This is a genomic window from Bradyrhizobium sp. HKCCYLS3077 (assembly GCF_051167555.1).
Taxonomy (GTDB): Bacteria; Pseudomonadota; Alphaproteobacteria; order Rhizobiales; family Xanthobacteraceae; genus Bradyrhizobium.
This window is the reverse complement of sequence record NZ_JBNPTH010000001.1, coordinates 464,436-489,949: the sequence shown is the minus strand read 5'-3', so window position 1 is coordinate 489,949 and position 25,514 is coordinate 464,436. Positions and strand designations below refer to the sequence as shown.

Genomic DNA, 25,514 nt, shown 5'->3' with positions numbered 1-25,514 from the left:
ACCGACATGACCGATCACAGCACCAGGGCGCCGGTGGCGCCGCGCCGTCCCTATTCCTTCACCCGTCACGGCATCACCGTGCAGGACGACTATGCCTGGCTGAAGGACGCGCGCTGGCAGGAGGTGCTGCACGATCCCACGCTGCTCGATGCGGACATCCGCGCCTACCTGGAGGGCGAGAACGGCTACGCGGAGAGCGTGCTCGGCCACACCGCGCCGCTGCAAAAGAAAATCGTGGCCGAGATGCGCGGCCGCATCAAGGAGGACGATTCTTCGGTGCCGTCGCCTGACGGTCCCTACGCCTATTTCCGCAAGTACCGCGAAGGCGGCCAGCACGAGCTGTTCTGCCGCACGCCGCGCAACGGCGGGGCGGAGACGATCGGGCTCGACGGCGATGCGCTGGCGCGCGGCCATGAGTACTTCAAGTTTGGCGGCAGCCGGCATTCGCACGATCACAAGCTCGTCGCCTGGAGCGCCGACACCAAGGGCTCGGAATACTTCACCATCCGCGTCCGCGACTGGGACGGCGGTGACGATCTCGCCGACATCGTCGAAGAGACCGATGGCGGCGTGGTGTGGTCGCGGGACTGCAAGAGCTTCTTCTACGTCAAGCTCGACGACAATCACCGCCCGATGCAGGTGTGGCGGCACAAGCTCGGCACCAAGCAGGCCGAGGACATGCTGGTGTATGAGGAAAAGGACACCGGCTGGTTCACGCATGTCCACGAATCGACCTCGGGCAAGTTCTGCGTCATCGCCGGCGGCGATCACGAGACCTCCGAGCAGCGGCTGATCGATCTCGACCATCCCGAGACGCCGCCGCGGCTCGTCGCCGCGCGCAAGAACGGCGTGCAATATTCGATCGCCGATCGCGGTGACGAGCTGTTCATCCTCACCAATGCCGAAGGCGCGATCGACTTCAAGATCGTGACGGCACCGCTGGCCTCACCCGAGCGCACCAACTGGCGCGATCTCATTCCGCACCGCGCCGGCATCTACGTGCTCGACCATGATCTCTATTCAGGCCACCTGGTGCGGCTGGAGCGCGCCAACGCGCTGCCGTCGATCGTGATCCGGGATCTCAAATCGGGCGAAGAGCACGCGATCGCCTTCGACGAGGGCGCCTATTCGCTGGACGCGATGGGCTCCTACGAGTTCGACACCACCAATCTGCGCTTCGCCTATTCGTCGATGACGACGCCGTCGGAAGTCTATGACTACGACATGGTGACGCGCGCCAAGACCCTGCGCAAACGCCAGGAGATTCCGTCCGGTCACAATCCCGCCGACTACGTCACCACGCGTATCATGGCGAAGGCGGAGGACGGCGCCGAGGTGCCGGTGTCGCTGCTGCACCGGCGCGACTTCAAGGCCGACGGTTCCGCGCCGCTGCTGCTCTATGGCTACGGCTCCTATGGCCATGCGATGCCGGCGTCGTTCTCGGCCAACCGGCTGTCGCTGGTCGACCGCGGCTTCGTCTATGCGATCGCGCATATTCGCGGCGGCACCGACAAGGGCTGGGGCTGGTACCTCGACGGCAAGCGCGAGAAGAAGACCAACAGCTTTGACGATTTCGCGGCCTGTGCCCGCGCGCTGATCGCGGCGAACTACACCAGCGGCAAGCGCATCGTCGGCCATGGCGGCAGCGCCGGCGGCATGCTGATGGGCGCGGTCGCCAACCGCTCGGGCGAATTGTTCGCCGGAATCGTCGCCGAGGTGCCGTTCGTCGACGTGCTCAACACCATGCTCGACGACACCCTGCCGCTGACGCCGCCGGAATGGCCCGAATGGGGCAACCCGATCGAGAGCGAAAAGGATTTTCGCACCATCCTGTCCTACTCGCCCTACGACAACGTCGCGGCCAAGGACTATCCGGCCATCCTCGCGATGGCCGGCCTCACCGACCCGCGCGTCACCTATTGGGAGCCGGCGAAGTGGATCGCGCGTCTCCGCGCGACGATGACCGGTGGCGGTCCTGTGGTGTTGCGCACCAACATGGGCGCCGGCCATGGCGGCGCGTCGGGCCGCTTCAACCGGCTCGACGAGATCGCGATCGTCTATGCATTCGCGCTGTGGGCGGTGGGACTGGCAGACAAGACGGCGTGAGCGTCGTCTGAGCGACGACCGGGCCGGTGCCGAGCCTCACACCATCTGCTCGGCCACCATCATGTAGTTCACGTCCATGTCGCTCGACAGGCTCCAGCGATCGGCGAAGGGGCTGTAGACGACGCCGCTCTGCTCGGTGATGACCAGGCGGTTGTCGAGCAGGTATTTGGTCAGTTCGTCCGGGGTGACGAACTTGCTCCATTCATGCGTGCCGCGCGGCAGCCAGCGCAGCACATATTCGGCGCCGACGATGGCGAGCGCAAAGCTCTTCCAATTGCGATTGAGGGTCGAGACCACCATCATGCCGCCGGGCTTGAGCACCGCGGCGCAGCGGCCGAGGAAGGCGCTGACGTCGGTGACGTGCTCGACCACTTCCATCGCCAGCACGATGTCGAAGCGCTCGCGCGGGTCCATCTCCTCGATCGTGGTGCAGCGGTAGTCGATCGACAGATGCCCCTTCTCGGCATGGAGCTTGGCGGCGGCGATGTTGCTGGCCGAGGGATCGACGCCGACGACCTGCGCGCCCAGCCGCGTGAACGGCTCGCACAGCAGGCCGGCGCCGCAGCCGATGTCGAGCATGCGCAGGCCCGAGAGGCAGTTGAGGCTCTTGGCGTTGCGCTCGAATTTCCGGCAGGCGGCATCGCGGATGTAGGTCAAGCGCAGCGGATTGATCTTGTGCAGCGGCGCCATCTTGCCCTTCGGATCCCACCACGTCTCGGACAGCTTCGAGAACTTGGCGATCTCCGCCGGATCGACGGTCGAGCCGGGCGGAACAGGGCTGCTGCGGGAATCCTGAGGCATTGTCATCGCTGCATACTCAAATGATCGAAGCTGGGCGGCGGCGGCTCGCTAGCGCGCCGTGATGGCGTTGCGGAACGCCAGCGGCTCCGCGATGGTCGCAATGGTCTCCTTGCCTTCGCCCACGCCCAAGATGGTGACGTCGCCGTAATTGAGAACCCGTCCCATGATCGTCTGGTTCACGTCGACGCTCTCGACCTTGTCGAGCGCCATCTCGAAGGTACGGCGGCGGATGAAACCGGTTTTGTGGACCACGCGACGATTGGTGACGTCGGTCTCGGTCGTCAGCCGGTGGAACCAGGCCCGCACGGTCCAGTACAGGGCCACCACCGCGATGACGGCGGCTGTGGCCAGCGACAGCATCACGAGATTGTCGTTCAAGGTCATGCGCGAGGCGACGAGCAGCCCGAACACGACGATCCAGGCTCCGACGGCGGGCAGGTAGAACATCCAGTGCGCATTGGTCGAATACAGCACCTTCTCGCCGGGTTGCAGGATTTCGTCGATGTAACGCGCCATACCAGTCCTTTACCTCACCCCATCACCACAAGGAACCGTCTTGCCCCCGGCCGCGACGCTATGTATACGCGCGTTTCGGCTGGCGCGCCTCCGGTTTCCGCGCGAGCCGGTCAACTTATCCTCCTGATGGGAATGAGCGCGTCGTCATGGGTCGCCTCGTGCTGAAATTCGGCGGCACATCCGTCGCCAACATCGACCGCATCCGCAACGTCGCGCGCCACGTCAAGCGCGAGGTCGATGCCGGTCATGAAGTCGCTGTGGTTGTCTCGGCGATGTCCGGCAAGACCAACGAGCTGGTGGCCTGGTGCACCGAGGCCTCGCCGATGCATGACGCGCGCGAATACGACGCCGTCGTGGCCTCGGGCGAGCAGGTCACCTCCGGCCTGCTGGCGATCGTGCTGCAGAGCATGGGCATCCAGGCCCGCTCCTGGCAGGGCTGGCAGATCCCGATCAAGACCAGCGACGCCCACGCCTCGGCGCGCATCGTCGACATCGACGGCACCGAGCTGATCCAGCGCTTCCAGGAGCGCAAGGAGGTCGCGGTCATCGCCGGCTTCCAGGGCATCAATGCCGAGACCGGGCGAATCACCACGCTCGGCCGCGGCGGCTCCGATACCTCCGCTGTCGCGATCGCCGCCGCCATCAAGGCCGACCGTTGCGACATCTATACCGACGTCGACGGCGTCTACACCACCGACCCCCGCGTGGTGCCGAAAGCCAAGCGGCTCGACAAGATCGCCTTCGAGGACATGCTGGAGCTGGCGTCGCAGGGCGCCAAGGTGCTGCAGGTCCGCTCGGTGGAACTGGGCATGGTGCACAACATGCCGATCTTCGTCCGCTCCTCATTCGACAAGCCCGAGGATATCGACCCGCACGCCAACCAGCCGCCGGGGACGCTGATCTGCAGCGAGGAACAAATCATGGAAAATCACGTCGTGACCGGCATCGCCTTCTCCAAGGACGAGGCCCAGATCTCGGTGCGCCAGATCGAGGACAAGCCGGGCATCGCGGCCTCGATCTTCGGCCCGCTGGCGGATGCCAACATCAACGTCGACATGATCGTCCAGAACGTCTCCGAGGACGGCAAGACCACCGACCTCACCTTCACGGTGCCGGCGACCGACTATAACCGGGCCCGCGAGACCATCACCGCGGCCAAGGACAAGATCGGCTACCAGCGCCTGGACACCGCCACCGACGTCGCCAAGGTCTCGGTGATCGGTTCGGGCATGCGCAGCCATGCCGGCGTTGCCGCCAAGGGCTTTGCCGCACTTGCCGCCCGCAACATCAACATCCGCGCGATCACGACCTCCGAGATCAAGTTCTCGGTGCTGATCGACGCCGCCTATACCGAACTGGCCGTCCGCACGCTGCATACGCTCTACGGATTGGACCAGGCCTAGAAAATTCTGCTCCGCGACCACACCTGTCCCGTTATGCGACAATGGGACAGGGGTCGGACGATCGCCGAAAGCCGTTGACGCCGCCCGCGCTGGCAGGCGTTTTGCTTGGCAAAACAAGCCCTAATTCGCTATACGCCTCGCAGGATGACTGGCGCGACCTGTGCTCCAGTGATGGTTGTTCTGATTCGGGCCGGCACTTTGAGCGTGCGATAGTGCCGAATCGAGAAAGCTGTTCGATGCCGCGAGTTTAGCGCCAGATCCGGCCGCCGCGCCGGGCTGGCCCCAGGAAGGGGGATTGTGCCACATGCGAAGCGCGTCGGGAGGCCCCCGCGTCCTGCTCAGACGGCTTCGCGAGACCATGGCGGAGCAGGTCTCGGCACAGGAGCGGCTCGACAAGATCGTGGTGCTGATCGCGGCCAACATGGTCGCGGAAGTCTGCTCGGTCTATGTGCTGCGCGTCGACAACACGCTCGAGCTCTACGCCACCGAAGGTCTGAACCGCGACGCCGTGCACATCACGGTGATGAGCGCACATGAAGGCCTGGTCGGCCTCGTCGCCAGCGAGGCCACCCCGCTCAATCTGAGCGACGCGCACAGCCACCCGGCCTTCTCCTATCGTCCCGAGACCGGCGAAGAAATCTACCACTCCTTCCTCGGCGTGCCGATCCTGCGCGCCGGCAACACGCTCGGCGTGCTGGTGGTGCAGAACCGCGCCAAGCGCACCTATGTCGAGGAAGAGGTCGAGGCGCTGCAGACCACCGCGATGGTGCTCGCCGAGATGATCGCCTCCGGCGAGCTCGCAGCCCTCGCCCAGCCCGGCGCTGAGCCGGCCGTCCGGCATTCGATCCACAAGACTGGCGCAGTGCTGTCGGACGGTATCGCGCTCGGGCATGTCGTGCTCCACGAGCCGCGCGTCGTCGTCAACAACTACATCGCCGAGGACCTGCCGAAGGAGATCAAGCGGCTCGACGCCGCGCTTGTGAAGCTGCGCGCCGATCTCGACCGCATGCTGGAGCGCGGCGACGTCGCCGACGGCGGCGAACATCGCGAGGTGCTCGAAGCCTATCGGATGTTCGCCAACGACCAGGGCTGGTCGCACAAGCTGCATGAGGCGGTGGCGACCGGCCTTACAGCGGAAGCCGCCGTCGAGCGCGTGCAGTCGGATACCCGCGCGCGCATGCTGCGCTCGACTGACCCGTATTTGCGCGAACGGCTGCACGATCTCGAGGATCTCGGCTATCGACTGCTGCGCCAGCTGGTCGGCCAGGACCATGCGCCGAGCCGCGACCACCTGCCCGACAACGCCATCCTGATCGCGCGCGCGATGGGCCCGGCGGCGCTGCTCGACTACGACCGCAAGCGGCTGCGCGGCCTGGTGCTGGAGGAAGGCACCGCCAACTCCCACGTCGCCATCGTCGCCCGCGCGCTCGGCATTCCCGCCGTCGGCGAGGTGCCGAACGCGCCGGGCATCGCCGATCCCGGCGACGCCATCATCGTCGACGGCACCTCCGGATCGATCTATGTGCGGCCGTCCTCCGAGATCGAATCCGCCTATGCCGAGCGGGTGCGTTTCCGCGCCCGCCGCCAGGCGCAATACAGCGAGCTGCGCAACAAGCCCTGCAAGACCAAGGACGGCCAGCCGATCGAGCTGATGATCAACGCCGGCCTCGTCATCGACCTGCCGCATATCGAGGACACCGGCAGCGCCGGCATCGGCCTGTTCCGCACCGAGCTGCAGTTCATGGTGTCAGCCAGCCTGCCGCGCTCCAGCGACCAGCTCGCGCTGTACCGCTCGGTGCTGGATGCCGCCGGCAACAAGCCGGTCACGTTCCGAACGCTCGACATCGGCGGCGACAAGGCGCTGCCCTACATGGAGACCGTGATCGAGGAAAATCCCGCGCTCGGTTGGCGCGCGATCCGCCTCGGTCTCGATCGTCCGGGTCTCTTGCGCGGCCAGATCCGCGCGCTGCTGCGCGCCGGCGGCGGCCGCTCGCTGCGCATCATGTTCCCGATGATCTCGGAGGTCGCCGAGTTCGACACTGCGAAAGCGATCGTCGAGCGCGAGCTGACCTATTTGCGCCAGCACGGCCACACGCTGCCGGAGCGCGTCGACGTCGGCACCATGCTCGAGGTCCCCGCTCTGCTCTACCAGCTCGACGAGCTGCTCGCGAAGGTCGACTTCATCTCGGTCGGCTCGAATGACCTGTTCCAGTTCCTGTTCGCGGTCGACCGCGGCAACGCCAAGGTGTCCGATCGCTTCGACACGCTGTCGACGCCGATCCTGCGGGCCCTGCAGGAAATCGTACGCAAGGCCAAGGCGGCCAAGCGCTCGGTGTCGCTGTGCGGCGAGATGGCCTCGAAGCCGATCGGCGCGCTGGCGCTGATCGCGCTCGGCTACCGCTCGCTGTCGCTGTCGGCGACCGCGCACGGACCCGTGAAGGCGATGATCCTCGAGCTCGACGCCGCCAAGGCGGAGGCGAAGATGGCCGAGTGGCTGGCGGCACCGGCGGGCAGCTTCTCGATGCGGCAGAAGCTCACCGAGTTCGCCGAGAGCGAAGGCCTCGCATTGTAGCGGGCCAATCTCGCTACGAGCCTGGCCCCCTATCGTTTGCTCCTCAATCAGATTGCATCATGTCGTCGCTTCCCGAAGCCAAACTGGACGTTCTGCTCGCACACCACGCCTCGCTCGAGGCGGAGCTGCTCGGCCAGGTCAATTCCGACCGCTACGTGCAGATCACCCGCGAGCTTGCCGAGCTCAATCCGCTGATCGATGCCGTGAAGGCCTATCGCGCAGGGGTGAAGGAGCTCGCCGACACCGAGGCGCTGATCGCCGATCCCGAGACCGATGCCGAAATGCGTGCGATGGCCGAGGCGGAGCGCGACGAGCTGGTCGCGCGCCGCGGCGAGCTGGAGCAGAAGATCCGCGTCGCGCTGCTGCCGAAGGATGCGATGGACGACCGCAACGTCGTGCTCGAAATCCGCGCCGGCACCGGCGGCGACGAGGCCTCTTTGTTCGCCGGCGACCTGTTCCGGATGTATGAGCGCTTCGCCGCCTTGCAGGGCTGGAAGGTCGAGGTGATCTCGGCCTCCGAGGGCACCGTCGGCGGCTACAAGGAAATCATCGCCGAGGTGCAGGGCCGCGGCGCCTTCGCCAAGCTGAAATTCGAATCCGGCGTGCACCGCGTGCAGCGCGTGCCCGACACCGAGACGCAGGGGCGCATCCACACCTCGGCGGCGACGGTCGCCGTGCTGCCGGAGGTCGAGGATGTCGACGTCGACATCAAGCAGGACGATCTGCGCATCGAAACCATGCGCGCGCAAGGCGCCGGCGGCCAGCACGTCAACAAGACCGAATCGGCGATCCGCATCACGCATATTCCCACGGGCATCGTGGTGATGATGCAGGACAGCCGCTCGCAGCATAAGAACCGGGCATCGGCGATGAACATTTTGCGCTCGCGCATCTATGATGCCGAGCGGCAGAAGGTCGATGCCGCGCGCTCGGCCGAGCGCAAGGAGAAGGTCGGATCGGGCGACCGCTCCGAGCGCATCCGCACCTACAATTTCCCGCAGGGACGCGTCACCGACCACCGCATCAATCTCACGCTCTACAAGCTGCCGCAGGTGATCGCCGGCGAGGCGCTTGGCGAACTGATCGATGCGTTGACGACGGAGCACCAGGCCGCGCAGCTTGCCGCGCAAGGCGCAGCGGCGTGATGAGCGCGCGGCGCTGCCAGAAGCACTGCGGCACTGTTTCGACACCCTCGCCGTCGTCCCGGCGAAAGCCGGGACCCATAACCACCGGCTTCAATGGCTGCCACGAACAGCAACTCCGACCGCCCGTCCCGCGCTTGCACGGCGTATGGATCCCCGCTTTCGCGGGGATGACTCGCGGAGGGAGTTGAGGCGATGACGAAGATCGTCGCCGGGGCAACGATCGATGCGGCGCGACGCGTGCTGGCGGCACGCTTTGCCGATGCAGGTCTCGATTCGCCCGATCTCGATGCGCGGCTGCTGGCGGGGCATGCCTTGCAGCTCGACCTCACCGGCCTGGTGATGCACGGCCAGCGACAGCTCTCCGCGGACGACGCGCGGCGCCTCGAAGCGCTGGCGGCGCGTCGGCTTGCGGGCGAGCCGGTGGCGCGGATTCTCGGGACGAAAGAGTTCTGGGGCCTCGAACTAGCCTTGTCCGCCGATACGCTGGTGCCGCGGCCGGACACCGAGACCGTCGTCGAGCTCGCGCTCGCGCATCTCGCGACCGGCGGCGACCTGAAGCGCCGCTTGCGCATCGCCGATCTCGGCACCGGCTCCGGCGCGATCCTGCTGGCGCTGCTGTCCGAGCTGCCGGACGCCTTCGGGATCGGCACCGACATCAGCCACGCAGCGCTGCGGACCGCGCGAGACAACGCCCACGTCCTCGGGCTCGGCGGCCGCGCCGGCTTCGTCGCCTGCTCCTACGCCAGTGCACTGTCGCGGTCGTTCGACCTGATCGTCTCGAACCCGCCCTACATCCCCTCGCGCGACATCGACGAGCTCGCCATCGAGGTCCGCGCCCATGATCCCGCACGCGCGCTGGACGGCGGCTCCGACGGATTGGATGCGTATCGCGCCTTGATCCCGCAGGCGGCACCGCTGCTTCGACCCGGCGGCGCCTTGGTCGTCGAGGTCGGTCTGGGGCAGAGTGAGGACGCCGCGACGCTGATGATCAACGCCGGCCTGGTGACCGATCCAGGGGCAATCAGGCGGGATTTGGGCGGTATTCCAAGGGCCGTCATGGGCCTAAAAAAGGACCGGTAAAGGCCGCCCTGGCCTGAAAAAGCTCTTGGAATATCCCCCGGGAGCGACTACGTTCCGTTCGTAGCATCGGCGCAGGCCCCGTCGAGCGGTATTCACGGAACACCGCCACGGACAGATGCCAGAGAGCCGCGCCGGGCGATTGGTTCCAGAACGCAGATCTGTTGAGCGCGAGAGCCGGATGGCTGCGCAGCCTACGACTGCAAAGCGAACGAAAGCCTGACTTTGCACTTGAGGTCTTACGCTAAGCAAACTGGGTCGGTCGTGGCGCACATCGCCGTGGCGGGCTGAATGACGTGGTTCGCCGGCCGGAAGGGCTGGTGGGTGGGGAACGCGTTTTGAACGCGCTTTTGTCGAGCGAATCGGCTGTCGATCACATCGGCATGAATCAGGCCCGCGTGGGTCGGATTGGACCGCGCATGACGCGCCCCTTGCTTCAAGAGGTATTTCAATACGGTATCGGTATTCCGATGACAATCTGTGCTCTGGCAATCAGTGCTCTGACAATCAGTGCTCCTAACGCAGGGTTGGAATAAAGGCAGGACATGAGAAACGGTCAAAACAACAAGCGGATGCGCAACCGGAACAACGGTAACAATAATAATAACCGGCGCGGCCAAAATCCGCTGACCCGCGTGTTCGAGTCCAACGGGCCGGACATCAAGATCCGCGGGACCGCCTCTCACGTGGCCGAGAAATATGTCCAGCTCGCCCGCGACGCCCGCTCCTCTGGCGATCCCGTCGCCGCCGAGAACTACTACCAGCACGCCGAGCACTATTTCCGCCTGATTGCCGCCGCCCAGGAGCAGTTCCGCCAGAACCAGCCGCAGCAGCCGCGCGCCACCGACGACCTCACCGTCGACGACCTCGACGATGACGGCGAGAGCTTCTCGAATTTCGGCCAGGAGCCCGGCTTTGTTCCGGCCCAGCCGCAGCCCCAGCCCCAGCCTTTCATGCGCGACCGTGACGGCGGCCAGCGCGAGCGTGGCGACAACCAGCCCTATCAGCGCGAGCAGCAGCCGCGCGAGCATCGTGAGGCGCGTGAGCACCGCGAACCACGCGAGCATCGTGAGCCGCGCGAGCATCGCGAACCCCGTGAGCATCGTGAACCGCGCGAAAATCGCGAGCCGCGTGAGCACCGCGAACGCCCGCAGCCCGCGGCCTATCAGCCGCAGCCCCAGCCCGTGATCGCCGACAGCGGCGTCGACCGCCTGCCGTCTTTCATCACCGGCCCGCAGCCGCAGATCGCCAATCCGCCGGCCGCGTTCGAAGGTGGCGCCGAGCGTTATCCGCGCCGCCGCCGCCGTCCGCATGGCCCGCGCGCCGAAGCGGCCGCCGCCGCACCGGCGCCGAGCGAGGACCTCAATCCCGGCGAGTGATCGTCATCACCTGATGCGATGGAAGCGGGTGGGCCCCAGGGCCCGCCCGCTTTCTTTTTGCCGGCTGGCAACGTCGCGCAACGGTCGCGGAGCGCCGGAGGGGCAGGCCTGTCACGACGGAGGGCAGGCTCCCTTGTCCGATCCACGCCGGTTCGAGCCTTGGGTCGAGGGCGACGGCGCCAGCACCGGCTCGAGCCGCGGGATCAGCCTGATGCGCTCGCGGCGCGCCGGGATCACGCGATAGACCTGCTTGGTCGCCTCCACGATGTGGACGCCGGCGAAGGGCAGCGACAGCGCCGCGCCGACCCGCTCCCAGGCCATCGCCGATTTCAGGAACCAGCCGCCGACCGGCGGCATGAACAGCGCCTCGCCCCACGCGGTCGGCGTGAACCAGGTCTGCCGCAGCAGCTGCGTGATCTGCGAGCGCGAATAGGGACGGCCATGGCCGAACGGCGTGTTGTCCGTGCGGGTCCAGACGCCGCGCCGGTTCGGGATCACGATGATCATGCGCCCAGCCGGCGACAGCACCCGCCACGTCTCGCGCAGCAGTCCCGCCGGATCGTCGGACATCTCCAGCGCGTGCACGATCAGGATGCGGTCGACCGCCGCATCCGGTAATGGCAGCGAGAATTCATCGACCAGCGAGGCCAGCGTCGGGCGCGCGGTCGGCCATTTCAGCACGCCCTGGGCCGCCGGCATGAAGGCGATGCAGCGCTCCGAATCCTCGCGGAACAGACCGAGATAGGGCGTGGGATAGCCGATCCCGAGCACGCGCTGACCCGCCGCGCTCGGCCACCGCTCCCGAATGCCGCGGTTGATCAGCAGCCGCGCGACGATCCCCAGGCGACCCGAGTAGAAATTTCGCAGATCGATCACGTCCATGACGGCAATGTATCACGCCGCCGCCGGAGGCCGCGCGCCGAATATTGCGTTGCGCCCCCAGCGTTAACGCCATATCTCTGCCCGGCACAGGGAGGCTGCCCGCATCGCCGCGCCCGGCTCCCACTCACGACTTTCCGATCTCGCGAGCGCCACGATCGCGCGCCGCGCCTGTACCGCCGACGGAGACATCATGGCCGCCGACATCCGCGTCTTCACCTGCCTGTCCGACAATTTCGGCTATCTGATCCATGATACCGCGACCGGCGCGACGGCCTCGATCGATGCGCCCGAGGCCGGACCGATCATCCGGCAGTTGGAGACCTCGGGCTGGCGGCTCACCGACATCCTGATCACGCACCACCACCACGACCATGTCGGCGGCGTCGCCGAGCTGAAGCAGAAATACGGCTGCCGCGTCGTGGCGCCGCACGACAAGGCCGCGGCGATCGCGCATGTCGACCAGCGCGTCGCCCATGGCGACGTGGTCAAGGTCGGCGATCTCCTGGCGCGCGTGCTGGAGACACCCGGCCACACGCTCGACCACGTGTCCTACGTGTTCGATGCCGACAAGGCGGTGTTCGCCGCCGACACGCTGTTCTCGATCGGCTGCGGCCGCGTGTTCGAGGGCACTTATCCGATGATGTGGGATTCGCTGCTGAAGCTGCGGGCGCTGCCGGACGATTTCAGGCTGTATTGCGGCCACGAATACACCGCCTCCAACGTCAAGTTCGCGCTCACCGTCGACCCCGACAACGAGGCGCTGAAGGCGCGCGCGGCCGAGGTGACGCGGCTGCGCGCCGCCAACCAGGCGACCATCCCGACGCTGCTCGGCGAGGAGAAACTCGCCAACGTGTTCCTGCGCGCCGACGATCCCGCGATTGCGATCCGGCTGCGGATGAAGGGCGCCGGCGCCGAAGAGGTGTTCGGCGAATTGCGCGAGCGCAAGAACAAGTCATAGGGCCGCGGCCGATGACCGCGCTCACAGCCGCCGACATCATCGCGCGCCTCGGCCTGCAGCCGCATCCCGAGGGCGGGCATTTTCGCGAGACCTATCGCGATCCCGCGACCGATGCCGATGGCCGCGCGCACTCCACCTTGATCTACTTCCTGCTTGCCCGCGGCGAGCGCTCGCACTGGCACAAGGTCGACGCCGTCGAGACCTGGCACTTCTACGCCGGCGCGCCGCTGATCCTGCGCATCGCGGCGGATGGGCAGGCACCGCAGGCGATCACGCTCGGCATCGATCTCGCGGCCGGCCAGCAGCCGCAGGCGGTGGTGCCCGCCCATGCCTGGCAGGCCGCCGAAAGCACCGGCGATTGGACGCTGGTGGGCTGCACCGTGGCGCCTGGATTCATGTTCGAGAAGTTCGAGCTCGCGCCGCCGGGCTGGGAGCCAGCGGCGTAGCTCAGGCGCTTGCGCCGGCGACCTTTGCGGCGGCGGGCTCGGCCAAGCGCTGACGCTCTCTGGCGAGGAAGCCGGAGATCGCGTCGGCCGGCATCGGCTCGGCGAAGTAATAGCCCTGGATGAAGTCGGCCCCGAGACGCCGCAGGCTGTCGAGCTGCTCCTTGGTCTCGACGCCCTCGACGACGCAGGAAATCTCCATGTCGGCGCACAGTCCGGTCAGGGACTTGATGATCTTGTGGCTGACCGGATTGGCATTGACGTCATGCACGAAGCTGCGGTCGACCTTGAGCTTGTCGAGCGGCAGCCGATGCACATGGCTCAGCGACGAATAGCCGGTGCCGAAATCGTCGAGCGAAATGCTGCAGCCGATCGCCTTCAGCGCCGCGATCGACTGCTCGGCCCGCACGAAGTCGAAGGCGACGGCGGTCTCGGTGATCTCGAACTCGATCCGGCGCGGCGGCACGCCGCTGGCCTGGATCACCGCGATCAGCGGCAGAATGCCCTCGGGCGAGCAGATGTCGTGCGCCGACAGATTGAACGACATGCGGATGTCGTCGGGCCAGGTGCGCGCTGCGGCGAGCGCCTTCACCAGCAGCACGCGGGTCAGGCTGCGGATCACGCCGATACGCTCCGCGGCGGGAATGAAGCTCGACGGCGAGACGATACCCAGCTTGGCGCTGTGCCAGCGCGCCAGCACCTCGAAGCCGGTGGTGCGTGCGTTCAGGGCATCCACGATCGGCTGGAACACCAGGTGCATGTCGGTCTCGAAATCAGCGATCCGCAACAGATGCTCGATCACGCCGCGGCTGCGGATCTCCGCCTCGAGCTCCGCCGAGAAGATGATCGCCTGGCCGCGGGCGCGACGCTTGGCGTGATACAGCGCGTAGTCGGCGCATTCGTACAGCGCATCCGCCGCCATCGCCGAGCGCGGATAGAGCGCAAAGCCGGTCGAGCAGGACAGGCCGGTATGCGTCGTGTCGAACTGATAGGGCAGCTTGATCAGCTCGGTGATGTCACGTCCGAGCTTGATGAGATCCTCATCCGCGGGATTGCCGGTGACGACCAGGCCGAATTCATCACCGCCGAGCCGCGCAAGATGCACCCGTGTGCCATAGCTGGCGCAGACGTCGCCGATACGGCGGGCGGCTTCGATCAGCACGCGATCGCCGACGGTGTGTCCATACGTGTCGTTGATCGGCTTGAAACCGTCAAGATCGATGATGCCGACGGCGAGCCGCGTGCCATCGCGCTCGGCCTCGGTGAAGGCCTGCTTGAGCTCGGAGAAGAAGCGGCGGCGGTTGGGCAGCTCGGTCAGCGCGTCGAGATTGGCGAGGCGGAAGTTCTCATCCGACAGGGCCTGCGTCGCGGCCTGTTCAGCCAGCAGCGATTTGCGGCTGGCGACAAGGGCAGCGAAATCGCGGTAGTAGATGAACAGCACCGTCACCATCGCGCCGGACACGAGCAGCTGGTTGACCGCGATGGCCCGCAGCGCGGGCACGCCCGTCGCCAGGAAGAAGATGACATAGGGAACGATCACCACGAGCGTCACGATCAGCGCCGCCGAGCGCAGGTGCATCAGGCAGAAGATGATGCCGATGACGGTGACCGCCATGTAGAATGCGACCTGTCCCTTGGCGAACGGATCGCCATAGGGAAACAGCGCGAAAGACCAGATGACGAACAGCACGCCGATGGGTCCGGCGATGCGGTTGGTGACGCGCAGATTCTGCAGCACCTCGGCGTCGCTGCTGGGGACCTCGCGCTGTCGCAGCCACCACAGCATGCGAAGGCCGGTGATCGTCGTCAGCAGTGCCGGCACCGAGACGCTCAGCCACGCGGGTGCCAGCGGCAGAAACGTATAGGCAAGCGCGAGGCTGTTGGTGATCAGGATGAAATAGAGCAGCGGCACCTGCTTGGAGAACGCCTGGAACTGCGCGCGCGTCAGCTCGGGATTGTCGGCAGGAACGCGAAACAGCTCCCCCAGGCGGGCCATGTAACGTCTCACGTTCGGCATCCGCCGCCCCGTTTCAGCACCATTGCGGGACCAAGTGTTGCGCAGCGCGAGTAAAGGCTGGGTTAGGTGCAAATGACGCGTGATTGCCAGCGGCGGTTGCACACTACCGCCAGCCAGTCGCAAGTCGCTGCGGGTTAAGCGGGGATCAAGGATAATCGGCAGATGTGCTCGGCCGCGATGGCGGCTCGGCTCCAGGGGATCGCGAGCGAAGCAGAGGGGTCAGCGCCTGCGCAGCCGGAACATGTCCTTGGCGGCGACGAGGCCGCCACCCGCGATCAGGAGCGCGGCAAGCGCGATGCTGGCGGTGGGCCGGGCATAGCCGGCGACGATCAGGAACGCTGTCGACAACAAGGGTGTCGCATAAGACGCCGCACCGAGTACGCGAATGTCGCCGCGCTTCATGCCGATGTCCCAGGCGTAGAACGCTGCGCCGACCGGACCGATGCCGAGGCCGGCCACCGCCAGCCATTGCGTCATGGTGTCGGGCCAGACCGTGCGCTCGACCGCGAGATGGACAAGTGCGGCGAGAACCGCTGTGGCGAGGCAGAACCCGGCGACGGCGTCGGTCGGCACCGCCTTGAGGCGGCGCGACAGCACCGAATAGATCGCCCACACGAAGGCGGCGATGAAGGCCGCCGCGAGCCCCGGAAGCTGGCCGGTCGCGAAACTCGCGCCATTGCCGACGAGCAGCAGCGCCGTGCCGACCAGCCCGAGCGCGGCGCCGATCACGTGATGCACCGCCAGCCGTTCGCCGGGAAGAAACGCCGAGAACAGCACGATCAGCAGCGGCCAGAGATAATTCAAAAGCCCGGCCTCGGCCGGCGGCGCGAAGCGGAGCGCCAGGAAGTACAGCGCGTGATAGCCGAACAGGCCCCCGACGCCCACCGCCCATGCCGTCACCGGCTGCCGCAGCACCCGAAGCCCATCGGGCCGGCGCAACACAGCGAGCATGCCGACGACGCCGCCGACGGCAAAGGTCATCGCCGCGAGCTGAAACGCCGGGATCGTTCCCGTGGCCACCGTCAGCAAGGCGAGCAGCGACCACATCAGGATCGCGGTCAGGCCAATCAGGGTCGCAGTGCGCTGGGACATCAGAAGACGACAGGCGAACGAAAGCAATGCATGCGGGGTCCATAGCCGATCCCGATCGTATCGTCGCCATCGGATCGCGCCATCTTTGCCAAAATCGAGGGACGGCCTGTCTAGTCGAGGTCGTGCGGGGAAAAGGCGCGAACGGGCAAGCGCTGAACGAACACGGTGGGCAGGCGCTCGAAATCCGGCTGGTAGCCGCGTTCGCGATAATTCTGCTCGCTGATCCGTTGATAGGTCTTACCGTCGGTGATGGTGACGGTCTCCGCGCTTCCTTGGACGGCCTTGTGCCGATGGAGGCCCCGAAACACCGGCTCTGTCGGATGCGGCGGGACAACGACCTGGGCGAGGGCGGATTCACCGATGAGGGTGACGCCTGCAAGGACTGCGGCCAGCGAGAGTCGTCGCCTCATTGCACCGCGCTCGCGCGTGCGGAAAAATCGAGACTCACTTGAGAAAGAGAAAGCCTGGATGCGCGAGATCGCATCCAGGCAGCAGATCGGTCCAGGACCACACTCGCACCCACGCCGCCAGCCGCGACGCCATGTGTCGACGCGCACCGGGACGACATCCCGATCAAGCCATGTACTGGCCGCCGTTGATCGACAGCGTCGAGCCGGTGAGAGCACCGGCTTCGTCAGCGGCGAGGAACACGACCGCGCGCGCGATCTCCTCGGGTTCGCCGAGGCGGCCGACCGGGATCAGCGGCAGGATGGCTTTTTCCAGCACGTCCTTCGGCACGGCCTGCACCATCTCGGTGTTGATGTAGCCCGGGCAGATCGCGTTGACGGTGATGCCGGCCTTCGCGGTCTCCAGAGCCAGGGCCTTGGTGAAGCCGATGTCACCCGCCTTCGCCGCGGAGTAGTTCACCTGGCCGAACTGGCCCTTCTGGCCGTTGATCGAGGAGATGTTGATGATGCGGCCGAACTTCCGCGCGCGCATGCCCTCGATGACCGGGCGGGTCATGTTGAACAGCGAGCCGAGATTGGTGTTGATGACGGCGCTCCACTGCTCGAGCGTCATCTTGTGGAACGCGGTGTCGCGGGTGATGCCGGCATTGTTGACCAGTACGTCGACCGGGCCGAGCTCGGCCTCGACCTTCTTGATCCCCTCGGCGCAGGCATCGAACGAGCTGACGTCCCATTTGTAGACCGGGATCTCGGTCTCGCTCTTGAACTTCTCCGCAGCGGCATCGTTGCCGCCGTAATTCGCTGCGACCTTGTATCCCGCCGCCTTCAGCGCCTTGCTGATGGCCGCACCGATACCGCGCGTCCCCCCCGTCACCAACGCCACACGTGCCATGTCGAATCCTTCCCTCGATGACTGATCACACGGCAACAACCAGAGGATGCCGACGTGAATTCCGTTGTTATTGGACCATGCACGTCGTGGCGACAATCACCTCGCCGCTGCGACATACATGCTCGCTCAACTCTCATTTTTATGTCTTCGATTATGCGACGTGTTTGACGGACATCAAGAACAAAACGCCCGGCGAGGTCGCCGGGCGTTGATCTTTAGTTGAGCTGGACGCGATTGCGAAGACCGAAGGGTTCGCAGTCACTGCCGCGTTTTTAGTCGCGTGCAACGCACAGGGCGATGCCCATGCCGCCGCCGATGCACAGCGTGGCGAGACCCTTCTTGGCGTCACGCTTCTGCATTTCATGCAGCAAGGTGACGAGCACGCGCGCGCCGGACGCGCCGATCGGGTGGCCGATCGCGATCGCGCCGCCATTGACGTTGACCTTGGCCGGATCCCAGCCGAGATCCTTGTTGACCGCGCAGGCCTGCGCGGCGAAGGCCTCGTTGGCCTCGATCAGGTCGAGGTCGGCGATATTCCAGCCGGCCTTCTTCAACGCCGTTCGCGACGCCGGGATCGGGCCGGTGCCCATGATCTTCGGGTCGACGCCAGCCTGCCCCCAGGAGACGATGCGCGCCAGCTGGGTCTTGCCTTCCTTGGCGGCCTGCTTGGCGGTCATCAGCACCACCGCCGCGGCGCCGTCATTGATGCCCGAGGCATTGCCGGCCGTGACCGTGCCGTCCTTCTCGAAGGCTGCGCGAAGCTTGCCCATCGCCTCCAGCGTCGCACCGTGGCGCGGATATTCGTCGGTGTCGACGACGGTGTCGCCCTTGCGGCCCTTGATGGTCACCGGCGCGATCTCGTCCTTGAACTTGCCGGCCTTCTGCGCCGCCTCGGCCTTGTTCTGGGATGCAACCGCGAACTCGTCCTGCTGCGCGCGCGTGATCTGATACTGTTTCGCCACGTTCTCGGCGGTGTTGCCCATATGATAGCCGTTGAAGGCGTCCCACAGGCCGTCCTTGATCATGGTGTCGACCAGCTCCAGCGAGCCCATCTTCACGCCGGCGCGCAGATATTGCGCGTGCGCGGCCATGCTCATCGACTCCTGGCCGCCGGCGACCACGATATCGGAATCGCCGTTCTTGAGCGCCTGATAGCCGAGAGCCACCGAGCGCAGACCGGAACCGCACAGCTGGTTGATGCCCCAGGCCGGGCTGTCCACGGGGATGCCGGCCGCGATCGACGCCTGACGGGCGGGGTTCTGGCCCTGCGCCGCGGTCAGGATCTGGCCCATGATGACCTCGGAGACGCGTCCGGGTTCGACGCCGGCGCGCTCGAGCGCCGCCTTGATGGCAACCGCACCGAGATCGTGGGCCGGAACACTGGCGAACGCACCGTTGAAACTTCCAACCGCGGTGCGGGCGGCGCTGACGATGACGACATCGTCTGACATGGGCATCTCCTGACGTTTTTGATCTTGGGTGCGAAATCTAAGGTGTGAAGGCGGCTTGAGAGCGAGAGCGGATTTGAAACGAAAGCGAATAGCTCAGTTCATGGTCGTGCCGGCCGTCCGCAAGCCCCGGCTGGGCGGGCGCAACCTTCGCCGATCATCCTGTTAACGTCGTTGCGACATGTCAATTGGCCGTCCCTGCAATTCCTGTTGCGGCGCACTCAAAATGGTGCGCTTGGCCGTTTGATGGGCAAGATTTCTGCTGTCGGATTAACCGTTCCGCACAAAACCGTAGCCGAACTCGCTCGAAAGTGATTACCTTATTGCATTGCGTAGCTCTTCGCCCCCGCGGCAGCGCCGCTGGGTTCCCTGTTCTCGGTTTGCATGTGTGAGCTCAATGGCGAAATCTGACCAACCCACGACGATCAAGAAATACGCGAACCGGCGGCTCTACAATACCGGGACGAGTACCTACGTGACCCTCGAAGACCTTGCCTCGATGGTTAAGAACGGTGAGGATTTCCTGGTCTACGACGCCAAGACCGGTGACGACATCACGCGCTCCGTGCTCGCCCAGATCATCTTCGAGCAGGAGAACAAGGCCGGCCAGAACCTGCTGCCGACCACCTTCCTGCGCCAGCTCATCCGCTTCTACGGCGACAGCATGCAGATGGTGGTTCCTAAATACCTGGAACAGTCGATCGATACGCTGACCAAGGAGCAGGAGAAGTTCCGCAAGCAGATCGCCGACACTTTCAGCGGCACGCCCTTCGCGCCGCTCGAAGAGCAGGTGCGACGCAACATGGAGCTGTTCCAGCAGACCTTCTCGATGTTCAAGCCGTTCGCGCCTGCCGCGGCGCGCACCGAGGAGAAGGCCGCGGAGCCCGCACCAGCGAGCGATGACAACATCGACGAGCTGCGCCGCCAGATGAAAGAGATGCAGGACCGGCTCGACCGCATGAGCGAGCCGAAGAAGGACGAGCAGCAGGGCTGAAGCCCTGCATTGCAGCGGCAATAACGCCGGCGGCTGATCAGCTCGCCGCCGGCAAGTCCACCCTTCCCTGGCCGATCCAGGGTCTGTCGGTTGAGGCGAGGCCGATCACCCGGCCCTGGATGTAGTTGCAGCCCCAGTCACGCAGCAGCGCGACCGACGCCTCGTCCTGCACCCATTCCGCCACCGTCTTGATGTCGAGCCGTCGCGCCAGTTCGACCAGCGTCTGCACGAACGCGCGATCGTCGGCAGAACGCGCGAGGTTCTGCACGAACGCGCCGTCGATCTTGACGATGTCGACGCCGAGCTTGCGCAGGTTGCGGAACGAGGTGTGGCCCGCGCCGAAATCGTCGATCGCGATCCGGCTGCCGAGATCCTTCAGGCGCGTGACGAAGCCACGGAGATCGTCGACGTCCTGGATCTCGACCGTCTCGGTGATCTCGACGATCAGCCGTTCGGCCACGCCGGGATGGGCGCGCATCATCGATTCGATCGAGGCCCACCAGTCCGGGTCCATGGTCGTTTCCGGCGAGATGTTGAGGCTCAGGGTCACGTCCGGCGTGCTCGCGAGCTCGGCCACGACCAGCTCCAGGATGCGGTGATCGACCAGGCGGATCAGGCCGAGCCGCTCGGCGACCGGCACGACGTCGGGCGCCAGCAGAGCGCGGCCGTCATCCTGCCGCATCCGCACCAGGCATTCGTAGAAGGCGGGCGTGAGCGTGGTGGCGTTCACCACCGGCTCGAACGCGGTCACGATGCGCCGCTCGTTGAGCGCCGTGACGATCTCGTCGGTGACGCGGATGTTGACCTTGCGCTGGGCGTCACGCTCGACGTTCGGCCGCCATGTCGAGAACGATCCGATGCGGCGGCGCTTGGCGGCATCGAGCGTCTCGTGGGCGCGATTGACTGCTTCCTCGACCGAACGCGCGTGACGAGGCACGCTCACGGCACCGATCGTGGCGGTGACCGCCACCGGTCCTGACTTCGTCGGCACCACCTCGTCGCGAACGGTGGCGAGGAAGCGTTCGGCGGCGATGGTCATGTCGTCCATCGTGCAGTTCTTCAGGATCAGCCCGAACTTGTTGCCCGAGAACCGTCCCAGCGTATCGCCGCCGCGCAGCCGCCCCCGGATGCGCTGCGCGACTTCGAGCACGACGCCGTCGGCGACGTCGAAGCCGAAGGCATCGTTGATGCGCGCGAGGTGATCGATGCCCACCAGCATGAAGGCGCAGGAGAAGCGGAAGCGCTGCGACTCCTCGATCACCTCCGCCAGGGTCGCCAGCAGATGCGTGCGGTTCAGCTCGCCGGTCAGCGGGTCATGGCGCGACAGCTTCAGCAGCTGCTCGTCGCGGGCATGCCGCTCGTTGTTGATCCGCATGATGCCCTGGGCGCGCGACGGCCGCCCGTCGGCGCCGGCGAACCAGCAGCCGGTCTCCTCGACCCAGATCAGCGGCGCGCCGGTATGCGTGCGCACGCCGTACTCGATGCGATAGGGCGTGCCGCTGGCGCCGTAAAGCGGCGCCGCCTGGCGCATGACCTCCGAGCGGATGCGCCGGTCGGGCTCGATCAGCCTGGCGAATTCGGCCCCGTTGCAGAGCTGCGGCAGCGGCACGTCGGGAAACACGGCGCCGACATGATCGCTCCAGACGATCACGTCACTCGCCAGATCCCACACGAAGGCGGCTTGGCCGAGGGACGCCAGGATCATCGCGGTCTGTGGCAAATCGGACGTCAAGATTGCCTCGTTTCGGAACAAGCCGGCACAGCCGGCGTCGATATCGGGGGACAGCGACCATCCCCCCGCGCGAGCGGCGGCGGCCGACTTCGCGAATCAGACTACGCATCTCTGGTTAACGGAGAGCATGCCGATGCGACACGGACACGTCCGAGGCGCATCAACCATGTTCGGCGGCGCGGCGCCCGTCGTGGCCTGGGCGGCACTGGCTTTGCGAGGTGGACCGGCGAAAGGCTCCGGCGTCCCGGAACGTGACAAGCGCGCCGGTTGTGGTGGGACAATGTTAACGATCGATCAGGGCGAGGGCTCAGGCGGAATGGATCAGGCGTCCAGGTCCCTGGCGGTGATGCCGGGCGCCGGGAGCGAGGATCGCCGCGGGATGGTGACGAGTGCAGCGCGTCCGGATGCCGGCTTCGTCACGCAATTGATCGCGACCGCCGAGCAGTTGCCGCAGACTCGCGCGCTCCGGCGGGCAGCGGCTGCGGACGTCCACCGCGCTTATTCCGCACGGCTTCAGTCGGTCACGCGGGCGGGCGATCGCACCCGGGACATCATCTGAACGGTGCCTGTCCGCGCCCGAGGGCGAGGGATTTTAGGATTTGGGAGTCTCGGGTTTGGGCGCGTCTGGCTTGGGCGGCTCTGGAGCACCCGGAGCGGCGGCCTCCGCCTCCTTCACGTCCGAGACCCAGCCGGTCGGCTGCACCGGAGCCGGCCGCGGGACCGAGCGATCGAGCAGCACGGACTCGGCGACGGACGCAGCCGCAGGCACGGCATCGGTTCGCTCTTCAACGCCAGGCACGGCGGCGCCGGCCTGTTGAACCTCTGCGGCCGCAGGCTCCTTGACCGTCTCCCTGGCCGGCTCTTCGATCGGCTCAGGCTCCGGTTCAGGCACGGTTGGATTGACCGGCGCCGGGATGGGATCGGGAGCCGCGACGACGACGGCCCGCTCGCGGCGCTTGGTGCGCAGCGAGACGCCGCTGAAGAAATCGACCATCGCCAGCAGGGCCAGCAGGAAGAAGGTCGAGTTCCCGAACTTCGGCCACATCGCGAATTCGGCCGCGGCGCCGCCGAACACCAAGAGCGACAGCAGATGGTCGGTCAGATATTTGCCGTTGGGCTTGGCCGCCTTGATGACCTCGAGCAGCAGCAGCAGCACACCGAGCGCCAGGAGCATGTCGCCGAGCGACACCGTCCAGACTTCGCCGGACGGCAGTTGCAGGCGCAGCAGGATCTCGCTGAAGGCGACCCCCGGCATCAGGAAGACGATCATGTTGTAGATCGCCAGCGGGATCAGCAGCAGCGGGAAACCGACCATGGACATCGGTTGAAGCCTTATGGCGCGGGCGGCGGACCCGCCACGAAATCAATTGGAAGATTATAACGGCGAGACGGGATCACGCAGGCACAGACGCGCAACGGTCCCGGCGAATCACGTCGCGCGGGACCGCTTTCAACCCCATCGATGGCCGAATTCGGGCAGCTTGAAAAGCGGCCCGCGCCGGCAATCAGGCGTCTTTCTTCTTCAGGACCTGACGGCCCTTGTACATGCCGGTCTTGAGGTCCAGGTGGTGCGGACGACGCAGCTCGCCGGAGTCCTTGTCCTCGACATAGGTCGGCTTCTTGATGGCGTCGGCCGAGCGGCGCATGCCGCGGCGCGACGGCGAAGTTTTTCTTCTGGGGACGGCCATATCGGTATCCTCTAGGGGTAATTCGGAAGGCATCGTCCGCAAAGGACGGCTGCAGCCATGAAGCTGGCGAGCCCGGATGCCGATCAAGGCCGCGCTTATAGAGGATGGGGTGCGGCATGGCTAGGGCTCCCCGAGGCATTTTTGGCCAAAATTCGCGGCCTGCCGACCTCAACGTCGGTCTCCCCAGCAGGTCTGGAGCGCGGACGCCTGCGCCCGGACCATATAGGTCGCGGACAGCCGCCGCACGCCGGGACCGGGCGTGCGCGCGCTGCGCTTGACCGGATTCGGCAGGATCGAGGCCATCAGCGCCGCCTCCCGCGGGCCCAGACCCGCGGCCGAGCGGTTGAAGGCGTAATTCGCACCCGCCTCCACCCCGAACTGGCCGGACGGGCCGAGCTCGGCGATGTTGAGGTAGATCTCCAGGATCCGCCGCTTGCTCAGCACGAGATCGATCCACAACGCCAGCGGCAGCTCCAGGGCCTTTCGGACATAGCTGCGGCCCTGCCACAGGAACAGGTTCTTGGCGACCTGCTGGGTGATGGTCGAGCCGCCCCTCGACACCTCGCCGTCCTCGGCGTCGTCCATCACCTCGCGCAGCGCGCCCCAGTCGATGCCGTGATGGCTGCAGAATTTGGCATCCTCGGCCGCGACCACCGAGCGCGGCAGATAGGGCGACATGGCCGACAGATCGACCCAGCGCCGCTCCATCGGCTGGCCCGTCACCGACCGCCACAGCATCAGGGTCGAGACCGGGTGACCTCCCGCATAGAACGGCGTCAGCACGTAAGGTACGAGCAGTACCAGCACGGCGACCAGGAGGATGGTTCTGACGGTACGCAAGGGCAGGCGTCGCTCGGGTTGGACCGCCACGGGGGGAGCGGTGAGGGGTGGATTATCCGACATCTCCATGAGGTTTCCCGATCTTTTACGCCATTAACCGGCCGAAAGCCGCCGCCGTCCCCGCAATTGACGAAGTCGCCGCCATCAACGATTGTCCGGCGAATTTTGCCCTTGGAGCTCTTCTTAAATGACCGCGACGGCCACCGACTTCACCCAACGCCTGGACAAGACCGCGGAGGAGACCGAGGCGCTGCTCGGCGAGCTGCTGTCGGATGAGCCGATGGCCGATGAGATCGCCCGTCCCAAGCGGCTGATCGAGTCGATGCGTTATTCCAGCCTCGGCGGCGGCAAGCGGCTGCGCCCGTTCCTGGTGGTCGAGAGCGCCGCCGTGTTCGGCGTGCCCCGCCGTGGCGCGCTGATGGCGGGCGCGGCGCTCGAATGCATCCATTGCTACTCCCTGATCCACGACGACCTGCCGGCGATGGACAATTCGGACCTGCGCCGCGGACGTCCGACCCTGCACAAGGCCTATGACGACGCCACCGCGATCCTGGCCGGCGACGCGCTGCTGACCATCGCCTTCGACATCATCACCCGCGACGAGATCCATCCCGATGCCGGCGTCCGCCTGGCGCTGACCCGGGCGCTCGCCCGCTGCGCCGGTGTCGGCGGCATGGCCGGCGGCCAGATCCTCGACCTCGCCGGCGAAGGCCGGTTCGGCGATCGCGATCCCGTCGACGTCGCCCGCGTGCAGCAGATGAAGACCGGCGCCCTGCTCCGCTTCGGCTGCATCGCCGGCGCCCTGCTCGGCCAGGCCTCGCCCGCCGAGTACCAGGCGCTCGACGATTACGGCCGCGCGCTCGGCGAGGCCTTCCAGATCGCCGACGACCTGCTCGACGTCGAGGGCGATGCCGCGACGCTCGGCAAGCCGGCCGGCGCCGACGCCGAGCTCGGCAAGACCACTTTCGTCACCCAGCTCGGCATCGAGGGCGCCAAGCAGCGCGTCCGCGACCTGCTCGCCCGCGGCGATGCCGCGCTGTCGATCTTCGGCGCCAAGGGCGACGTGCTGCGCGCCGCCGCCCATTTCGTCGCCGAGCGCAAGAGCTGAGGCGGGACGGCGCG

23 protein-coding genes are annotated in these 25,514 nt (G+C 66.3%); 11 read left to right on the top strand and 12 right to left on the bottom strand.

The features are described 5' to 3' along the window. The first annotated feature begins 6 nt into the window (after positions 1 to 6). Positions 7 to 2,106 carry a S9 family peptidase gene (locus ACQR0Z_RS02155; RefSeq protein WP_434917544.1) on the top strand — a complete coding sequence of 700 codons (2,100 nt, stop codon included), beginning with the start codon at positions 7 to 9 and terminating at the stop codon, positions 2,104 to 2,106. A gap of 36 nt (positions 2,107 to 2,142) precedes the next feature. Here ACQR0Z_RS02155 and ubiG read toward each other — a convergent pair whose 3' ends face one another. Both ubiG and ACQR0Z_RS02145 read right to left on the bottom strand, forming a co-directional pair. After that, the gene (gene ubiG / locus ACQR0Z_RS02150; RefSeq protein ID WP_434858251.1) at positions 2,143 to 2,907 is read right to left on the bottom strand and encodes a bifunctional 2-polyprenyl-6-hydroxyphenol methylase/3-demethylubiquinol 3-O-methyltransferase UbiG; all 765 of its coding nucleotides are present in this window, start codon (positions 2,905 to 2,907) and stop codon (positions 2,143 to 2,145) included. 48 nt (positions 2,908 to 2,955) lie between these two features. Beyond that, complete coding sequence (locus tag ACQR0Z_RS02145) at positions 2,956 to 3,423, bottom strand: PH domain-containing protein (RefSeq protein ID WP_434917543.1); 468 nt, start codon at positions 3,421 to 3,423, stop codon at positions 2,956 to 2,958. A 146-nt stretch (positions 3,424 to 3,569) separates the two neighbouring features. On the opposite strand from ACQR0Z_RS02145, the gene ACQR0Z_RS02140 reads away from it, so the two are divergent. From ACQR0Z_RS02140 to ACQR0Z_RS02120, 5 genes are all read left to right on the top strand, one after another. Beyond that, a complete protein-coding gene (locus ACQR0Z_RS02140) occupies positions 3,570 to 4,826 on the top strand; it encodes an aspartate kinase (protein WP_434917542.1) in 1,257 nt (418 codons plus the stop codon). Between the two features lie 304 nt (positions 4,827 to 5,130). Then, entirely contained in the window at positions 5,131 to 7,398 is a 2,268-nt protein-coding gene (ptsP, locus tag ACQR0Z_RS02135) for a phosphoenolpyruvate--protein phosphotransferase (protein WP_434917541.1), read from the top strand. 59 nt (positions 7,399 to 7,457) lie between these two features. Then, positions 7,458 to 8,543 carry a peptide chain release factor 1 gene (gene prfA / locus ACQR0Z_RS02130; protein WP_434858247.1) on the top strand — a complete coding sequence of 362 codons (1,086 nt, stop codon included), beginning with the start codon at positions 7,458 to 7,460 and terminating at the stop codon, positions 8,541 to 8,543. A 192-nt stretch (positions 8,544 to 8,735) separates the two neighbouring features. Next, the gene (prmC, locus tag ACQR0Z_RS02125) at positions 8,736 to 9,623 is read left to right on the top strand and encodes a peptide chain release factor N(5)-glutamine methyltransferase (protein ID WP_434917540.1); all 888 of its coding nucleotides are present in this window, start codon (positions 8,736 to 8,738) and stop codon (positions 9,621 to 9,623) included. Positions 9,624 to 10,165: 542 nt separating this feature from the next. Next, positions 10,166 to 10,999 carry a DUF4167 domain-containing protein gene (locus ACQR0Z_RS02120; RefSeq protein ID WP_434917539.1) on the top strand — a complete coding sequence of 278 codons (834 nt, stop codon included), beginning with the start codon at positions 10,166 to 10,168 and terminating at the stop codon, positions 10,997 to 10,999. Positions 11,000 to 11,110: 111 nt separating this feature from the next. Here ACQR0Z_RS02120 and ACQR0Z_RS02115 read toward each other — a convergent pair whose 3' ends face one another. Further along, positions 11,111 to 11,881 carry a class I SAM-dependent methyltransferase gene (locus ACQR0Z_RS02115; RefSeq protein WP_434876168.1) on the bottom strand — a complete coding sequence of 257 codons (771 nt, stop codon included), beginning with the start codon at positions 11,879 to 11,881 and terminating at the stop codon, positions 11,111 to 11,113. 190 nt (positions 11,882 to 12,071) lie between these two features. Between ACQR0Z_RS02115 and gloB the strand changes: the two genes are divergently transcribed. Continuing rightward, positions 12,072 to 12,839, top strand: coding sequence for a hydroxyacylglutathione hydrolase (gene gloB / locus ACQR0Z_RS02110; RefSeq protein WP_434917538.1), 768 nt, complete (start codon positions 12,072 to 12,074; stop codon positions 12,837 to 12,839). Positions 12,840 to 12,850: 11 nt separating this feature from the next. Then, the gene (locus ACQR0Z_RS02105) at positions 12,851 to 13,285 is read left to right on the top strand and encodes a cupin domain-containing protein (protein ID WP_434917537.1); all 435 of its coding nucleotides are present in this window, start codon (positions 12,851 to 12,853) and stop codon (positions 13,283 to 13,285) included. A 1-nt stretch (position 13,286) separates the two neighbouring features. On the opposite strand, the gene ACQR0Z_RS02100 is transcribed toward ACQR0Z_RS02105, so the two are convergent. The 5 genes from ACQR0Z_RS02100 to ACQR0Z_RS02080 all read right to left on the bottom strand — a co-directional run bounded on the left by ACQR0Z_RS02100 (position 13,287) and on the right by ACQR0Z_RS02080 (position 19,141). Continuing rightward, positions 13,287 to 15,299 carry a putative bifunctional diguanylate cyclase/phosphodiesterase gene (locus tag ACQR0Z_RS02100; protein ID WP_434917536.1) on the bottom strand — a complete coding sequence of 671 codons (2,013 nt, stop codon included), beginning with the start codon at positions 15,297 to 15,299 and terminating at the stop codon, positions 13,287 to 13,289. 219 nt (positions 15,300 to 15,518) lie between these two features. Beyond that, positions 15,519 to 16,391: an aromatic amino acid exporter YddG gene (gene yddG / locus ACQR0Z_RS02095; RefSeq protein WP_434858240.1), complete on the bottom strand. Its 873-nt coding sequence runs from the start codon at positions 16,389 to 16,391 to the stop codon at positions 15,519 to 15,521. 110 nt (positions 16,392 to 16,501) lie between these two features. Beyond that, positions 16,502 to 16,801, bottom strand: coding sequence for a hypothetical protein (locus ACQR0Z_RS02090; protein ID WP_434917535.1), 300 nt, complete (start codon positions 16,799 to 16,801; stop codon positions 16,502 to 16,504). Between the two features lie 163 nt (positions 16,802 to 16,964). After that, positions 16,965 to 17,690 (bottom strand): beta-ketoacyl-ACP reductase, encoded by a 726-nt coding sequence (locus ACQR0Z_RS02085; RefSeq protein ID WP_434858239.1) that lies wholly within the window; start codon positions 17,688 to 17,690, stop codon positions 16,965 to 16,967. A 272-nt stretch (positions 17,691 to 17,962) separates the two neighbouring features. Continuing rightward, positions 17,963 to 19,141: an acetyl-CoA C-acetyltransferase gene (locus ACQR0Z_RS02080; RefSeq protein ID WP_434917534.1), complete on the bottom strand. Its 1,179-nt coding sequence runs from the start codon at positions 19,139 to 19,141 to the stop codon at positions 17,963 to 17,965. Positions 19,142 to 19,535: 394 nt separating this feature from the next. Here ACQR0Z_RS02080 and phaR point away from each other — a divergent pair, with 394 nt between their 5' ends. Beyond that, positions 19,536 to 20,132 carry a polyhydroxyalkanoate synthesis repressor PhaR gene (gene phaR / locus ACQR0Z_RS02075; RefSeq protein WP_434917533.1) on the top strand — a complete coding sequence of 199 codons (597 nt, stop codon included), beginning with the start codon at positions 19,536 to 19,538 and terminating at the stop codon, positions 20,130 to 20,132. 37 nt (positions 20,133 to 20,169) lie between these two features. On the opposite strand, the gene ACQR0Z_RS02070 is transcribed toward phaR, so the two are convergent. Continuing rightward, positions 20,170 to 21,837 carry an EAL domain-containing protein gene (locus ACQR0Z_RS02070; RefSeq protein WP_434918000.1) on the bottom strand — a complete coding sequence of 556 codons (1,668 nt, stop codon included), beginning with the start codon at positions 21,835 to 21,837 and terminating at the stop codon, positions 20,170 to 20,172. A gap of 406 nt (positions 21,838 to 22,243) precedes the next feature. Between ACQR0Z_RS02070 and ACQR0Z_RS02065 the strand changes: the two genes are divergently transcribed. Then, positions 22,244 to 22,423, top strand: coding sequence for a hypothetical protein (locus ACQR0Z_RS02065; protein WP_434917532.1), 180 nt, complete (start codon positions 22,244 to 22,246; stop codon positions 22,421 to 22,423). A gap of 33 nt (positions 22,424 to 22,456) precedes the next feature. Here ACQR0Z_RS02065 and ACQR0Z_RS02060 read toward each other — a convergent pair whose 3' ends face one another. The 3 genes from ACQR0Z_RS02060 to mtgA form a co-directional block, all read right to left on the bottom strand. Beyond that, positions 22,457 to 23,185 carry a hypothetical protein gene (locus ACQR0Z_RS02060; protein WP_434917531.1) on the bottom strand — a complete coding sequence of 243 codons (729 nt, stop codon included), beginning with the start codon at positions 23,183 to 23,185 and terminating at the stop codon, positions 22,457 to 22,459. Positions 23,186 to 23,369: 184 nt separating this feature from the next. Continuing rightward, positions 23,370 to 23,552 (bottom strand): 50S ribosomal protein L32, encoded by a 183-nt coding sequence (gene rpmF, locus ACQR0Z_RS02055; RefSeq protein WP_006610266.1) that lies wholly within the window; start codon positions 23,550 to 23,552, stop codon positions 23,370 to 23,372. A 168-nt stretch (positions 23,553 to 23,720) separates the two neighbouring features. After that, a complete protein-coding gene (mtgA, locus tag ACQR0Z_RS02050; protein WP_434917530.1) occupies positions 23,721 to 24,392 on the bottom strand; it encodes a monofunctional biosynthetic peptidoglycan transglycosylase in 672 nt (223 codons plus the stop codon). Between the two features lie 187 nt (positions 24,393 to 24,579). Here mtgA and ACQR0Z_RS02045 point away from each other — a divergent pair, with 187 nt between their 5' ends. Then, positions 24,580 to 25,500, top strand: coding sequence for a polyprenyl synthetase family protein (locus ACQR0Z_RS02045; protein WP_434917529.1), 921 nt, complete (start codon positions 24,580 to 24,582; stop codon positions 25,498 to 25,500). Positions 25,501 to 25,514 lie beyond the last annotated feature (14 nt).

What these genes read in the sequence shown, in the direction of transcription:
- ACQR0Z_RS02100 (WP_434917536.1), bottom strand. Translation starts at nt 15,299, where the DNA reads ATGCCGAACGTGAGACGTTACATGGCCCGCCTGGGGGAGCTGTTTCGC.
- prfA (WP_434858247.1), top strand. Translation starts at nt 7,458, where the DNA reads ATGTCGTCGCTTCCCGAAGCCAAACTGGACGTTCTGCTCGCACACCAC.
- ACQR0Z_RS02140 (WP_434917542.1), top strand. Translation starts at nt 3,570, where the DNA reads ATGGGTCGCCTCGTGCTGAAATTCGGCGGCACATCCGTCGCCAACATC.
- ACQR0Z_RS02120 (WP_434917539.1), top strand. Translation starts at nt 10,166, where the DNA reads ATGAGAAACGGTCAAAACAACAAGCGGATGCGCAACCGGAACAACGGT.
- ACQR0Z_RS02065 (WP_434917532.1), top strand. Translation starts at nt 22,244, where the DNA reads ATGGTGACGAGTGCAGCGCGTCCGGATGCCGGCTTCGTCACGCAATTG.
- ubiG (WP_434858251.1), bottom strand. Translation starts at nt 2,907, where the DNA reads ATGCCTCAGGATTCCCGCAGCAGCCCTGTTCCGCCCGGCTCGACCGTC.
- ACQR0Z_RS02105 (WP_434917537.1), top strand. Translation starts at nt 12,851, where the DNA reads ATGACCGCGCTCACAGCCGCCGACATCATCGCGCGCCTCGGCCTGCAG.
- ACQR0Z_RS02045 (WP_434917529.1), top strand. Translation starts at nt 24,580, where the DNA reads ATGACCGCGACGGCCACCGACTTCACCCAACGCCTGGACAAGACCGCG.
- phaR (WP_434917533.1), top strand. Translation starts at nt 19,536, where the DNA reads ATGGCGAAATCTGACCAACCCACGACGATCAAGAAATACGCGAACCGG.
- ACQR0Z_RS02070 (WP_434918000.1), bottom strand. Translation starts at nt 21,837, where the DNA reads ATGATCCTGGCGTCCCTCGGCCAAGCCGCCTTCGTGTGGGATCTGGCG.
- ACQR0Z_RS02090 (WP_434917535.1), bottom strand. Translation starts at nt 16,801, where the DNA reads ATGAGGCGACGACTCTCGCTGGCCGCAGTCCTTGCAGGCGTCACCCTC.
- ACQR0Z_RS02145 (WP_434917543.1), bottom strand. Translation starts at nt 3,423, where the DNA reads ATGGCGCGTTACATCGACGAAATCCTGCAACCCGGCGAGAAGGTGCTG.
- ACQR0Z_RS02115 (WP_434876168.1), bottom strand. Translation starts at nt 11,881, where the DNA reads ATGGACGTGATCGATCTGCGAAATTTCTACTCGGGTCGCCTGGGGATC.
- prmC (WP_434917540.1), top strand. Translation starts at nt 8,736, where the DNA reads ATGACGAAGATCGTCGCCGGGGCAACGATCGATGCGGCGCGACGCGTG.
- gloB (WP_434917538.1), top strand. Translation starts at nt 12,072, where the DNA reads ATGGCCGCCGACATCCGCGTCTTCACCTGCCTGTCCGACAATTTCGGC.
- yddG (WP_434858240.1), bottom strand. Translation starts at nt 16,391, where the DNA reads ATGTCCCAGCGCACTGCGACCCTGATTGGCCTGACCGCGATCCTGATG.
- ACQR0Z_RS02060 (WP_434917531.1), bottom strand. Translation starts at nt 23,185, where the DNA reads ATGTCCATGGTCGGTTTCCCGCTGCTGCTGATCCCGCTGGCGATCTAC.
- ptsP (WP_434917541.1), top strand. Translation starts at nt 5,131, where the DNA reads ATGCGAAGCGCGTCGGGAGGCCCCCGCGTCCTGCTCAGACGGCTTCGC.
- ACQR0Z_RS02155 (WP_434917544.1), top strand. Translation starts at nt 7, where the DNA reads ATGACCGATCACAGCACCAGGGCGCCGGTGGCGCCGCGCCGTCCCTAT.
- rpmF (WP_006610266.1), bottom strand. Translation starts at nt 23,552, where the DNA reads ATGGCCGTCCCCAGAAGAAAAACTTCGCCGTCGCGCCGCGGCATGCGC.
- ACQR0Z_RS02085 (WP_434858239.1), bottom strand. Translation starts at nt 17,690, where the DNA reads ATGGCACGTGTGGCGTTGGTGACGGGGGGGACGCGCGGTATCGGTGCG.
- ACQR0Z_RS02080 (WP_434917534.1), bottom strand. Translation starts at nt 19,141, where the DNA reads ATGTCAGACGATGTCGTCATCGTCAGCGCCGCCCGCACCGCGGTTGGA.